At 54.5% G+C, this 12,418-nt stretch carries 12 protein-coding genes; 6 read left to right on the top strand and 6 right to left on the bottom strand.

All coding sequences use genetic code 11. The features are described from left to right. Positions 1 to 35 precede the first annotated feature (35 nt). From rng to csrD, 6 genes are all read right to left on the bottom strand, one after another. Positions 36 to 1,505 carry a ribonuclease G gene (rng, locus tag ACMGGM_RS11035; protein WP_014885432.1) on the bottom strand — a complete coding sequence of 490 codons (1,470 nt, stop codon included), beginning with the start codon at positions 1,503 to 1,505 and terminating at the stop codon, positions 36 to 38. Further along, positions 1,495 to 2,088: a Maf family protein gene (locus ACMGGM_RS11040; RefSeq protein ID WP_023331420.1), complete on the bottom strand. Its 594-nt coding sequence runs from the start codon at positions 2,086 to 2,088 to the stop codon at positions 1,495 to 1,497. Before ACMGGM_RS11040 ends, rng begins: the two co-directional genes overlap by 11 nt. 9 nt (positions 2,089 to 2,097) lie before the next feature. Then, entirely contained in the window at positions 2,098 to 2,586 is a 489-nt protein-coding gene (gene mreD / locus ACMGGM_RS11045; RefSeq protein WP_008502849.1) for a rod shape-determining protein MreD, read from the bottom strand. Next, positions 2,586 to 3,602, bottom strand: coding sequence for a rod shape-determining protein MreC (mreC, locus tag ACMGGM_RS11050; RefSeq protein WP_023331421.1), 1,017 nt, complete (start codon positions 3,600 to 3,602; stop codon positions 2,586 to 2,588). The genes mreD and mreC overlap by 1 nt, the downstream gene beginning before the upstream one ends. A 61-nt stretch (positions 3,603 to 3,663) precedes the next feature. Then, the gene (mreB, locus tag ACMGGM_RS11055) at positions 3,664 to 4,707 is read right to left on the bottom strand and encodes a rod shape-determining protein MreB (protein ID WP_000913396.1); all 1,044 of its coding nucleotides are present in this window, start codon (positions 4,705 to 4,707) and stop codon (positions 3,664 to 3,666) included. 282 nt (positions 4,708 to 4,989) lie between these two features. Next, positions 4,990 to 6,930, bottom strand: coding sequence for an RNase E specificity factor CsrD (gene csrD, locus ACMGGM_RS11060; protein WP_023337866.1), 1,941 nt, complete (start codon positions 6,928 to 6,930; stop codon positions 4,990 to 4,992). A 182-nt stretch (positions 6,931 to 7,112) separates the two neighbouring features. On the opposite strand from csrD, the gene ACMGGM_RS11065 reads away from it, so the two are divergent. The 6 genes from ACMGGM_RS11065 (at position 7,113) to accC (ending at position 12,296) form a co-directional block, all read left to right on the top strand. Next, positions 7,113 to 8,087 carry an MDR family oxidoreductase gene (locus ACMGGM_RS11065; protein WP_045281397.1) on the top strand — a complete coding sequence of 325 codons (975 nt, stop codon included), beginning with the start codon at positions 7,113 to 7,115 and terminating at the stop codon, positions 8,085 to 8,087. A gap of 77 nt (positions 8,088 to 8,164) precedes the next feature. Next, on the top strand, positions 8,165 to 9,166 hold the full coding sequence (gene msrP / locus ACMGGM_RS11070) for a protein-methionine-sulfoxide reductase catalytic subunit MsrP (protein ID WP_023331424.1): 1,002 nt from the start codon (positions 8,165 to 8,167) through the stop codon (positions 9,164 to 9,166). Continuing rightward, positions 9,167 to 9,766: a protein-methionine-sulfoxide reductase heme-binding subunit MsrQ gene (gene msrQ / locus ACMGGM_RS11075; protein WP_014885437.1), complete on the top strand. Its 600-nt coding sequence runs from the start codon at positions 9,167 to 9,169 to the stop codon at positions 9,764 to 9,766. A gap of 234 nt (positions 9,767 to 10,000) precedes the next feature. Then, entirely contained in the window at positions 10,001 to 10,453 is a 453-nt protein-coding gene (aroQ, locus tag ACMGGM_RS11080) for a type II 3-dehydroquinate dehydratase (RefSeq protein ID WP_023331425.1), read from the top strand. 21 nt (positions 10,454 to 10,474) lie between these two features. Next, positions 10,475 to 10,936: an acetyl-CoA carboxylase biotin carboxyl carrier protein gene (gene accB, locus ACMGGM_RS11085; protein ID WP_010436174.1), complete on the top strand. Its 462-nt coding sequence runs from the start codon at positions 10,475 to 10,477 to the stop codon at positions 10,934 to 10,936. 10 nt (positions 10,937 to 10,946) lie between these two features. Further along, positions 10,947 to 12,296 (top strand): acetyl-CoA carboxylase biotin carboxylase subunit, encoded by a 1,350-nt coding sequence (gene accC / locus ACMGGM_RS11090; RefSeq protein WP_003860388.1) that lies wholly within the window; start codon positions 10,947 to 10,949, stop codon positions 12,294 to 12,296. Positions 12,297 to 12,418: the final 122 nt, after the last annotated feature.

Consider the following 12,418-nt stretch of genomic DNA (forward strand, 5'->3'; position numbering starts at 1 on the left):
TCCTTGTCAGCTTTCGTCACGCAGCGTACTGCGTTTTACATCATCACAACGTCAAACTGCTCCTGGTTATAGAGCGGTTCAATTTGTACTTTTACCTGTTTGCCGACAAAGATTTCCACTTCCGCCAGCGCGTGCGACTCTTCGCCTTTCAACGCTTCCGCCACCGCAGGGGAAGCATAGACCAGAAAACGGTCGGAGTCGTAGGCGTGATGAACACGGACGATTTCACGCATAATTTCGTAGCAGACGGTCTCAACCGTCTTTACCGTTCCGCGTCCATGGCAGGTTGGGCATTCATTACACAGCACATGCTCAACGCTTTCACGGGTGCGCTTACGCGTCATTTCCACCAGCCCCAGCTGTGAGAACCCGTTGATGCTGGTTTTCACGCGATCCTTACTCAGCGCCTGCTCCAGTGAATGCAGCACGCGGCGGCGGTGGTCTTCATTACTCATATCGATGAAGTCGATGATAATAATGCCGCCGAGATTGCGCAGACGCAGCTGGCGGGCAATCGCCTGCGTGGCTTCAATGTTGGTGTTGAAGATGGTGTCATCGAGGTTGCGATGGCCAACAAACGCGCCGGTGTTGATATCGACGGTGGTCATCGCTTCGGTCTGATCGATAATCAGATACCCGCCGGACTTGAGCTCAACCTTACGCTCCAGGGCACGCTGGATCTCGTTTTCGACATCATAGAGATCGAAGATAGGCTGACGCCCGGTGTAGTGCTCCAGCAGGCCCGGCATTTCCGGGATGTATTCAGCGGTAAATTCCAGCAGCGCTTCATACGTCAGGCGAGAGTCCACACGAATGCGGTCGAGCTGCGCATCGGCAAAGTCACGCAGAACGCGCTGAGCCAGCGCCAGCTCACCGTAAAGCTGGTAGCGGGTCTGGTTGCGTTTTTTACGCTCCATCACTTTGGTCCAGACGCGCTTAAGGTAAGCGGCATCGGATGCCAGATCGTCTTCGCTGATCCCTTCCGCGGCGGTGCGGATAATAAACCCGCCCTGTTCATCGCAGTAGGCGCTGACCACTTTCTTCAGACGCTCGCGCTCGCTTTCGCTCTCAATGCGCTGCGAAACGCCGACGTGTGACGCGCCGGGCATAAAGACCAGATAACGGGAGGGTAAGGTGATGTCGGTGGTAAGACGGGCGCCTTTGGTGCCCAGGGGATCTTTCACCACCTGCACCATTAAGTCCTGGCCCTGACGCACCAGTTCGGAAATATCGCGCACGGCAAACTGCTTTTGCTCTTCGCCCGCAACGCACTCGGTGTGCGGCATGATATCGGAGGCATGTAAAAATGCCGCCTTATCCAGACCAATATCTACAAAAGCCGCCTGCATACCCGGCAGTACACGACTGACACGACCTTTGTAGATATTGCCTACTATTCCGCGCCGCGCTTCACGCTCAATATGAATTTCCTGAAGAATGCCACCGTCAATATAGGCCACACGGGTTTCCGATGGCGTTACGTTTACCAACAATTCAGCCGTCATAATTATCCCTTCCCTCACGCAGTGAGTTAAAATTGCTCAGCAACTCATACGTTTCCACCAGCGGTAAGCCGACTACGGCGTGATAGCTGCCATGAATCTTCCTGACAAAACAGCCACCCAGCCCCTGAATACCGTATGCACCTGCTTTATCCATCGGTTCACCGCTGGCAATATAAGCGGCGATCTCGTCGTCGGTAAGTACTCTGAACGTGACATCGGTTACCACCAGACAATCCAGCACGTGCTGGCTATCCGCCAGCGCGACCGCCGTCATTACCTGATGCGTTTGCCCGGACATTTTGCGCAGCATACGCGCCGCATGTTCGGTATCGTGCGGTTTCTCAAGCACTTCACCATTAAGGATAACGATGGTATCTGCTCCCAGCACTGGCAGATCGCGGGGCGCTAACGCCACGCCCGCCTGCGCTTTCTCGCGCGCCAGACGAGAGACATATTGCTGCGCACTTTCGCCCTCAGCACGTTTTTCTTCAATGCCGGTCACGATGCGTTCAAAAGATACCCCTAACTGGGTCAGGAGTTCCTGACGGCGCGGGGAACCGGAAGCGAGATACAAAGACGTCATAGAAACCTTTTATTGCACGGCAAACTGCTGGCGAACCTTACGCATCAGCAGGAACAGCCACGGCCAGAGCACACCGTTTACTACACTACTCCAGAACACTTCCGGTCGGAAAGAGACGTTGATCACTAAAAACTCTGCCCAGAAAACAACGATATCCGCAGCAAGCGACAACAACATCACGACCAGGGCCTGTTGCCAGAGCGCGAGGTTACGAAAGAGCTGGAATTTTAGTGCGACGAGGTACGCAATAATGCTCATGGACAGGGCGCGAACGCCCAGCGTAGAGCCACTAATGAGATCCAGTATGGCACCCATAACAAAACCCGTGCCGACATTTACGCGGTGCGGCAGGGCAAGGATCCAGTAAAGTAAAATGAGCAAGACCCAGTTTGGCCGGAAAACGAGAATGTTATCCGGCCAGGGCATAATCTGCAGCAACAGTGCAATGAGGAACGAGAGCCAGATGACCCAGCGTCCCTGGCTACGATAACTTGCCACTACTGCCCTCCCAAAGAGAGTTTAGGCGGTGGCGGCGCATCAGGCAGCGGCTGAGTTAACCCGGTTGCCGGCGCGGGCACTGGCGCAGGTGGCCCCATGGAGTCCGCAGGCGGAAGAACCTGCGGCATCATCTGCATCAGGCGTTCGTTTGCGACACGGTGCACCTCTTCAGGCGTCATCGGATTCGTGCCATTACGATCGGCACCCCAGAGCAGCAGCAGGTAGCGCAGACGCTGTAAACCCGCAGTCGGACGAGCCTGAATGACGGTATACGCACGTTGAGTATCGAGCTTCACGGAAGAGACCACCGCAACCGGGTAGCCCTCAGGGAAGCGTCCACCCAAACCGGAAGTCACCAGTACATCACCGACACGGATGTCCGTGTTCGCAGGCAGGTGTTCCAGCTGCAGATCGTCCGTACAGCCGTTACCGGCCGCAATCACGCGGATATCGTTACGCAGGACCTGGATAGGCAGCGCATGCGTGGCATCGCAAATCAGCAGCACGCGGCTGGTCAGCTTGGCGACGGCAACAACCTGCCCCACTACGCCTTTATCACTGATTACAGGCTGGCCTTCATACACACCGTTCACACTCCCTTTGTCGATCACAACCTGATCGCTGTAAGGATCGTTCACGGTGGAGATCACCTGGGTGACCATCTTCTGCTCATCCTGACGCAGCGGCGAGCCGAGCAGTTCACGCAGACGCGCGTTTTCCTGCTTATATTGCCCCAGCATCAGCAGTTCGCTGTTTTTCAGCAGCAGTTCCTGGCGTAATGCCCGGTTTTCAAGTTCGAGCTGGTCTCGTGAAGACAGCGTTTGAGAAACGGAGTCGAGCAGTTCACGGGGACCATTTGATATAAAGTAGAAAGGACTGACGGCGGTATCCATGTACGTTCTGATCTGGCTGAACGTACCGAGGCGGCTATCGGCAATAATGACGCCAAGCGCAACCAGAACCGCCAGAATAAGGCGAAACTGTAGCGATGGGCCACGGCTAAAAATTGGCTTCATAGGCTATGCGTATTCTCGTGTCAGAGAGAAAGGGTAGCGATTCGCTACCCTTTCACAATGACTACTCTTCGCTGAACAAGTCGCCGCCGTGCATGTCGATCATTTCCAGCGCCTTGCCACCACCACGGGCGACGCAAGTCAGTGGATCTTCTGCAACTACGACAGGAATACCTGTCTCTTCCATTAACAGGCGGTCGAGGTTACGCAGCAGCGCACCACCACCGGTCAGAACCATACCGCGCTCGGAGATATCGGACGCCAGTTCTGGTGGGCACTGTTCCAGCGCAACCATTACCGCGCTCACGATGCCAGTCAGCGGTTCCTGCAGCGCTTCCAGAATTTCGTTGGAGTTCAGGGTAAAGCCGCGTGGCACACCTTCCGCCAGGTTACGACCACGCACTTCGATCTCGCGCACTTCATCGCCCGGGTAAGCAGAGCCGATTTCGTGTTTGATACGCTCTGCGGTCGCTTCACCGATCAGAGAGCCGTAGTTACGGCGCACGTAATTAATGATGGCTTCATCGAAGCGGTCACCACCGATACGTACGGAGGAGGAGTACACCACACCGTTCAGAGAGATAACGGCCACTTCTGTGGTACCACCACCGATATCCACTACCATTGAGCCGGTTGCTTCAGACACAGGCAGACCTGCACCGATTGCCGCCGCCATTGGCTCTTCAATCAGGAACACTTCACGAGCACCCGCCCCCTGAGCAGATTCACGGATTGCGCGACGTTCTACCTGGGTTGCGCCAACCGGCACACACACCAGAACACGCGGGCTTGGACGCATGAAGCTGTTGCTGTGAACCTGCTTGATGAAGTGCTGAAGCATTTTTTCAGTCACGAAGAAGTCAGCGATAACGCCGTCTTTCATTGGGCGAATTGCGGCGATGTTGCCAGGGGTACGACCCAGCATCTGCTTCGCGTCATGACCCACTGCGGCGACGCTTTTCGGCGAGCCTGCACGATCCTGACGAATGGCCACAACAGAAGGCTCATTCAAAACGATGCCTTGTCCTTTTACGTAAATAAGGGTATTCGCGGTACCCAGGTCAATGGACAGGTCATTGGAAAACATGCCACGAAATTTTTTCAACATACTAAGGGATAATCCTGAAAGCTGGGGCGGAAAACAAAATCCGCTTACTTTACCAACCACACGCAGCAGCGACAAGGCGCAAAAATCATCTGCAACGGTGAAAATTTGTGCAGTACGTTTCCTGATGTTACAAAATTGATCCCTGACTCCCTCAGGGCTGAGTCAACAGCAGCATTCCTTACTGACCTTTGTAACCCGTTAAAGGTCGTTCACTGGCTTTTTGCTCGACATACTCAAAGCTACAGGCGCGATATTCTACGTGAAAACAACGTAAACGGCAGGTCAAACAGAGTATCTTTGCAAATATTTTTTCACGTTGGTGTCAAGCGGTTGAGAGGCGGCAAAAAAATCGCCCTGACCACCCATGACACCGCGCTCTGTTAACATCTGCCATTCGCCCCTGGAGCGCACGCCCGCGGCAAAGACTTGTGTTCGGGTTCCTTTACACGCTTCAACCAGACTCTGAACCAGCAGCTGGTTTTCCGTGCGCTTTTCAATATTTCTTACCAGCCCCGGATGCAGCTTTAATAGCTCCACATCCAGTTCCTTGATCCAGTCGGTACTGACCAGCGTTAAACCAGCTTGTGTCACCGCCACACGCGCACCGAGCGCGTTGATCAAACGAACCACCGGACGTAACCGGCTGATGTGTTGACCCACATCCGCCTCAGCAAGTTCAAAAATAATGCGTTTGCGTTGCGATTTTTCGCATTGCATTAATGTATCACGCAGCCAGCGCTGAAAACGCGGGCGTATTAACGACTCAACGGTGACCTGTAACGCCAGACTTTCTTCCGGCCAGAAAGATAAAAATGGGATCAGGCGGGAAATTTGCTGGCGGTCATACTCTTCAGACAGCCCAAATTGCAGCACCATTGGCAGATATTCCGCAGAAATAACCTCTTCCGTACCGTCAAAAATACGGCACATCAGTTCGCGATGGTGGACATAGCCGTTTTTCATGACCGCCGGTTTTTGATAAATACGTGGCCCACCGCGGCTCAGCATTTGCTCAATCAACGTACGCCACCGCACGTTTCCACGCCCTTTTTCCGGTAACGAGTCATCGTAAACGGCCCATCCGTTCGCCCCCTGCAACACGGCGTTGCGGGTAGCCGATTCCGCATGCTCCATCACCTGCTCCGTCGACTGACCGCCGCGCCAGGCGCAGATCCCCATATGCACCATGTCGTCGCGATCGAGCATTTTACTCTGGGGCAGCGCGTCTACCGCCTTCAGCAGCTGGCTGGCAATACTTTCCGACTCTTTTAGCGTGCGATGCGGCAATAACACGGCAAAGTCGCTGCGGTGATAGCGGGCCAATAGTGCCCCGGGGTAGCGCATGATAAAGGTGGAGAGCAGGTTGATCAGCGTAAAGAGATTTTCTTCCGCGGCCCGCTGCCCCCATGTGTCGCGCAGCAGATCGAAATCGGGCAGGCGAATCATCATCACCACGCCGTGAGTGCCCACTTTTTCCGAATCGTCGAGCAGCGTGGCCAGTTGATTATCAAAGAAAAGGCGGTTGTTAAGGCCGGTTTTATTATCCTGCGCGGCATAAGAGCGGATCAGCGTATCCATACGGCTGCGCTGGTCGCTGGCAAACTGAATTTCTGAGAGCAACGTATCCAGCGCACTGCTGGTGCGTGACGGCCATTCATGAACAGAGCCGCGCACCTGCGGGCCGCGCTCACCGTTCAGGATGCGGACGGAGCGGATTTCCAGCAGTTCCTGCCCTGAGAGCTGGCGGCGCAACCAGCGAACCGCGAGAAAAATGAGCAGAATAATGAATGCAACCGCGATCGTGAGCGGCGCGGTGGTCATCATGGAACGGAAATAGCTGGCCATCGGATCGAGATATACCATGTGAATGGTCATACCCGGGTTTTTAAGGGAGTGCACCGTTACTTCCCGGTACTGACTCACTACGCCCGCAGGGCGATAACTTCCCTGCCGTTCATGGCTTAAAACCTGATGCTTTCCCTGCTGAATATCGATCCGAATAATATCAACCGGCACCATCAACTCATCCAGTTCCCGGGAGAGCGACGGGAGTGGCGTGGTCAGCAGACGCGTATCAATGACCGACGCAACAGACTGCACCCGGTTGACCAGTTTGTCCTGAATGGCGTTATAAAAGCTCAAAGAGCAACCCAGAAGCGTGACAAAGATGGTCAGCCCCGTTAGCAAGGTGATAAAAGCCGAGAACTTCGTCGTTAATCGCATCCTTGAGATTACTCCGTGGGTTGAGGGGGTAGCGAGTAAGCGCTAACTTGCATTTCAAATGCGGCATACTACCAAATCGGGCGTATCTGGCAATTTATTGCGTTAAATCGGCATTGAATTACCCTGAGCGAGTATAGTCTTCAGAAATTATTTTCCAATCATCTGAGTCGTGAGGACCCCGTATGCAGGCTTTGATCTTAGAACAGCAGGACGGCAAAACGCTTGCCTCAGTACAGGCCGTAGAAGAGAGCCGTCTGCCGGAAGGCGACGTCACCGTCGACATCGACTGGTCCAGTTTAAATTACAAAGATGCGCTGGCGATCACCGGTAAGGGTAAAATCATCCGAAATTTCCCTATGGTGCCGGGTATTGATTTTGCTGGCCGGGTCCACAGCAGTGAAGACCCTCGCTTCCATGCGGGCCAGCACGTGCTGCTCACCGGCTGGGGTGTGGGTGAAAATCACTGGGGCGGGCTGGCAACACAGGCGCGCGTAAAAGGCGACTGGCTGGTGCCGATGCCGAAAGGCATGGATGGTCGCAAAGCGATGATCATCGGCACCGCAGGCTTTACCGCCATGCTGTGCGTGATGGCGCTGGAAGAGGCGGGGGTTCACCCTGAGTCGGGTGACATTGTCGTGACCGGCGCCAGCGGTGGCGTGGGGAGCACGGCGGTAACGTTGCTGCACAAACTGGGTTACCAGGTCACGGCGGTTTCCGGCCGGGAAAGTACGCATGATTATCTTCGCCAGCTCGGTGCCAGCCGCATTCTTGGCCGCGATGAATTCGCCGAAACCCGTCCACTGGAAAAACAGGTCTGGGCGGGCGCGGTAGATACCGTCGGCGATAAAGTGCTGGCGAAGGTCCTGGCGCAGATGAACTACGGCGGCTGCGTGGCAGCCTGCGGTCTGGCGGGCGGCTTTGCCCTGCCAACTACCGTCATGCCGTTTATTTTGCGTAACGTTCGCCTGCAGGGCGTGGACTCCGTGATGACGCCAGCGGCTCGCCGCACGGAGGCCTGGGAACGTCTGGTACGCGATCTGCCGGAATCGTTCTTTACCCAGAGCGCAACGGAGATAAGCCTCAGCCAGGCGCCAGACTATGCCAGTAAAATCATGGATAACCAGTTCCACGGTCGCGCGCTGGTGAAAATCGCCTAATCTTCAAATTTTCGTGACATATTCGCGTGAAGCGCTCTCCTCCGTCATGCTTAGAAAAACGCATGACGGAGGATGCCATGAAAAACCGAAAACTGACGGAAGCCGACGTAACGTCCGAGTCTGTCTTTATGTTACAGCGCCGCCAGATCCTGAAAATGCTTGGCATCAGCGCCACTGCACTGACGCTCTCCCCTGCGGCACATGCCGACCTGCTCGACTGGTTTAAAGGTAACGATCGCCCTAAGGCGCCTTCCGGTGCCCCGCTTACGTTTACGAAACCCGCCGAGTGGCAAAACAAACTGACGCTCACCCCTGAAGACAAAGTCACCGGCTATAACAACTTTTACGAATTTGGTCTGGATAAAGCCGATCCTGCCGCCAATGCAGGCAGCATGAAAACCGATCCGTGGACGTTGAAAATTGACGGCGAGGTGGCAAAACCCCTGACATTGGACCACCACGATCTGACCACCCGCTTCCCGCTCGAAGAGCGCATCTATCGCATGCGCTGCGTGGAAGCCTGGTCGATGGTGGTACCCTGGGTCGGCTTCCCGCTGCATAAGCTGCTGGCGTTGGTTGAGCCCACCAGCAATGCAAAATATGTCGCCTTCCAGACGCGCTACGCTCCGGACGAGATGCCGGGCCAGAAAGATCGGTTTATCGGCGGTGGACTGGACTATCCGTACGTTGAAGGGCTACGCCTCGACGAAGCCATGCATCCCCTTACCCTGCTGACCGTTGGCGTATACGGCAAGGCGCTTCCTCCTCAAAACGGCGCCCCCATTCGGTTAACCGTACCGTGGAAATACGGCTTCAAAGGAATTAAGTCTATCGTCAGCATTAAGCTGACCCGCGAGCGTCCGCCAACGACCTGGAACCTGGCAGCACCGGGTGAATACGGTTTCTTCGCGAATGTGAATCCGCATGTGGATCATCCCCGCTGGTCGCAGGCGACTGAGCGCTTTATTGGCGCGGGTGGTGCGCTGGATGTTAAGCGTCAGCCCACGCTATTGTTTAACGGGTATGCGGATGAAGTGGCTTCGCTTTACCGTGGCCTTAATTTACGGGAGAACTTCTGAGTGCGTTTAACGGCAAAGCAGATTACCTGGCTGAAAGTGCTGCTGCATTTAGCTGGGATACTTCCTTTTATCTGGTTGTTCTGGGCCGCCAGTCAGGGCCTCTTTAGCGCCGATCCGGCAAAGGATATCCAGCATTTTACGGGTCGGATGGCTCTGAAATTTTTACTGGCAACCTTGCTCGTCTCGCCGCTGGCGCGCTACGCTAAACAGCCATTATTGATACGTACCCGTCGGCTTTTGGGGCTATGGTGTTTTGCCTGGGCGACGCTGCACCTTACCAGCTACGCCCTGCTGGAACTGGGAATTAACAATCTGACACTGCTTGGCCGAGAGCTGGTGACACGCCCTTATCTGACGCTGGGTATCGTAAGCTGGCTGGTTTTACTGGCGTTAGCGCTGACGTCCACGCAATATGCGCAGCGAAAGCTGGGCAGACGCTGGCAGTTACTGCACAACTTCGTTTATCTTGTCGCGATCCTCGCCCCCATTCATTATCTGTGGTCGGTGAAGATCCTCTCCCCGCAGCCAGTCCTGTATGCGCTGGCGGCAGTGGCGCTTTTAGCATGGCGTTACAAGAAGTTCCGCCAGTGGTTGCGATAGTTCGCGAAACTGTGCGTTTTCCCGCAGATCCCCCCTCAACCGCAAATCTTTTTTGGATTGCGGTTGATAATCTTCCCTGATAAGACCAGTATTTAGCTGCCAAATGCTACGAAATCGTTATAATGTGCGACCTTGGTTCCCCTGACAGTGGTTTTTGGCCTCTGAAAAGGTGACATTTGCGCTTCGACGGTATATTTTGTTTTTTACCCGAAAATCGCAGGAGATAGCGGCATAATGACTGACAAGTTCCATATCTTAGTATTGAACGGACCGAACCTGAACATGCTCGGTACCCGTGAGCCAGAGAAGTACGGCACGCTAACATTGAGCGAAATTGTTAACCGTCTGAGCACGGAAGCAGCGTCGCTGAATGTGGATTTGGATCATTTTCAGTCAAACGCGGAGTACGCAATCATCGACCGTATTCATCAGGCTAAAGACAATGTGGACTATATCCTGATCAATCCGGCCGCGTTTACGCACACCAGTGTTGCTATCCGCGACGCACTGCTCGCGGTGAGTATCCCGTTTATCGAGATCCACCTGAGTAACGTGCACGCCCGAGAGCCGTTCCGCCACCATTCGTATCTGTCGGATATCGCTACTGGCGTTATCTGCGGACTGGGCGCTGACGGTTATTCATACGCTTTACAGACAGCGGTAAAACGCTTGTCACAATCACACTAAACAAGAGTACGGAACCCACTCATGGATATTCGTAAGATTAAAAAACTGATCGAGCTGGTTGAAGAATCAGGCATCTCCGAACTGGAAATTTCTGAAGGCGAAGAGTCTGTACGCATCAGCCGTGCAGCCCCAGCCGCTAGCTTCCCGGTAATGCAGCAGGCTTACGCTGCGCCAGTGCAGCAGCCTGCGCTCTCCGCAGCCGTTGCACCAGCAGCTGAAGCCGCACCTGCCGCTGCAGCAGAAATCAGTGGTCACATCGTACGTTCCCCAATGGTTGGTACTTTCTACCGCACCCCGAGCCCGGACGCGAAGGCGTTCATCGAAGTGGGTCAGAAAGTCAACGTAGGCGATACCCTGTGCATCGTTGAAGCGATGAAAATGATGAACCAGATCGAAGCAGACAAATCAGGTACTGTGAAAGCGATTCTGGTCGAAAGTGGTCAGCCGGTTGAATTTGACGAGCCGCTGGTCGTCATCGAGTAACGAGGCGAACATGCTGGATAAAATTGTTATCGCCAACCGCGGCGAGATTGCATTGCGTATTCTTCGTGCCTGTAAAGAACTGGGCATCAAGACCGTCGCGGTGCACTCAAGTGCGGATCGCGATTTAAAACACGTATTGCTGGCGGATGAGACGGTCTGTATTGGCCCGGCTCCGTCCGTAAAAAGCTATCTGAACATCCCGGCTATCATCAGCGCCGCTGAAATCACCGGCGCGGTGGCAATTCATCCGGGTTATGGCTTCCTCTCTGAGAACGCCAACTTTGCTGAGCAGGTTGAACGCTCTGGCTTTATCTTCATCGGCCCGAAAGCCGACACTATCCGCCTGATGGGCGACAAAGTGTCTGCGATCACCGCGATGAAAAAAGCCGGTGTGCCAACCGTACCAGGCTCTGACGGCCCTCTGACCGACGACATGGATGCTAACCGTGCTCATGCTAAACGCATTGGCTACCCGGTTATCATCAAGGCGTCCGGCGGTGGCGGCGGTCGCGGTATGCGCGTAGTACGCAGCGATGCTGAACTGGCGCAGTCCATCTCCATGACCAAAGCGGAAGCGAAAGCGGCTTTCAGCAATGACATGGTGTACATGGAAAAATACCTGGAAAACCCACGCCACATCGAAATTCAGGTGTTGGCTGACGGTCAGGGTAACGCGATCTATCTGGCAGAACGTGACTGCTCCATGCAGCGTCGTCACCAGAAAGTCGTCGAAGAAGCACCTGCGCCGGGCATTACCCCGGAATTGCGTCGCTACATCGGTGAGCGTTGCGCCAAGGCGTGTGTCGATATCGGCTATCGCGGGGCGGGTACTTTTGAGTTCCTGTTCGAAAACGGCGAGTTCTACTTTATCGAGATGAACACCCGTATTCAGGTTGAACACCCGGTTACCGAAATGATCACCGGCGTTGACCTGATCAAAGAACAGCTGCGTATCGCTGCGGGTCAGCCGTTGTCCATCAAGCAGGAAGAAGTCGTGGTGAAAGGCCATGCGGTTGAATGCCGTATCAACGCCGAAGACCCGAACACCTTCCTGCCAAGCCCGGGTAAAATCACGCGTTTCCACGCGCCGGGTGGCTTTGGTGTGCGTTGGGAGTCTCATATCTACGCCGGTTACACCGTACCGCCGTACTATGACTCAATGATCGGCAAGCTCATCTGCTACGGCGAAAACCGTGACGTGGCGATTGCCCGCATGAAGAACGCCCTGCAGGAGTTGATCATCGACGGTATTAAAACCAACGTTGATCTCCAGATGCGCATCATGAGCGACGAGCACTTCCAGAATGGTGGAACTAACATCCACTATCTTGAGAAGAAACTCGGCCTCAACGAGAAGTAATCTAAAAACACGCCTGTTTATCAGGCGTGTTTATTTTTTGCGTCCTTGTTTCTCACCCCACACTATTTACCGTCACTATATCTCCAACCCAACCTAGAAATATTCAATATCATCATTTTTTC

Source organism: Enterobacter sp. BNK-14 (assembly GCF_047456095.1).
Classification (GTDB): Bacteria; Pseudomonadota; Gammaproteobacteria; order Enterobacterales; family Enterobacteriaceae; genus Enterobacter; species Enterobacter kobei.

Coding starts and splice junctions, on each gene's coding strand:
- rng (WP_014885432.1), bottom strand. CDS start 1,505: ATGACGGCTGAATTGTTGGTAAACGTAACGCCATCGGAAACCCGTGTG.
- ACMGGM_RS11040 (WP_023331420.1), bottom strand. CDS start 2,088: ATGACGTCTTTGTATCTCGCTTCCGGTTCCCCGCGCCGTCAGGAACTC.
- mreC (WP_023331421.1), bottom strand. CDS start 3,602: ATGAAGCCAATTTTTAGCCGTGGCCCATCGCTACAGTTTCGCCTTATT.
- mreB (WP_000913396.1), bottom strand. CDS start 4,707: ATGTTGAAAAAATTTCGTGGCATGTTTTCCAATGACCTGTCCATTGAC.
- csrD (WP_023337866.1), bottom strand. CDS start 6,930: ATGCGATTAACGACGAAGTTCTCGGCTTTTATCACCTTGCTAACGGGG.
- ACMGGM_RS11065 (WP_045281397.1), top strand. CDS start 7,113: ATGCAGGCTTTGATCTTAGAACAGCAGGACGGCAAAACGCTTGCCTCA.
- msrP (WP_023331424.1), top strand. CDS start 8,165: ATGAAAAACCGAAAACTGACGGAAGCCGACGTAACGTCCGAGTCTGTC.
- aroQ (WP_023331425.1), top strand. CDS start 10,001: ATGACTGACAAGTTCCATATCTTAGTATTGAACGGACCGAACCTGAAC.
- accB (WP_010436174.1), top strand. CDS start 10,475: ATGGATATTCGTAAGATTAAAAAACTGATCGAGCTGGTTGAAGAATCA.
- accC (WP_003860388.1), top strand. CDS start 10,947: ATGCTGGATAAAATTGTTATCGCCAACCGCGGCGAGATTGCATTGCGT.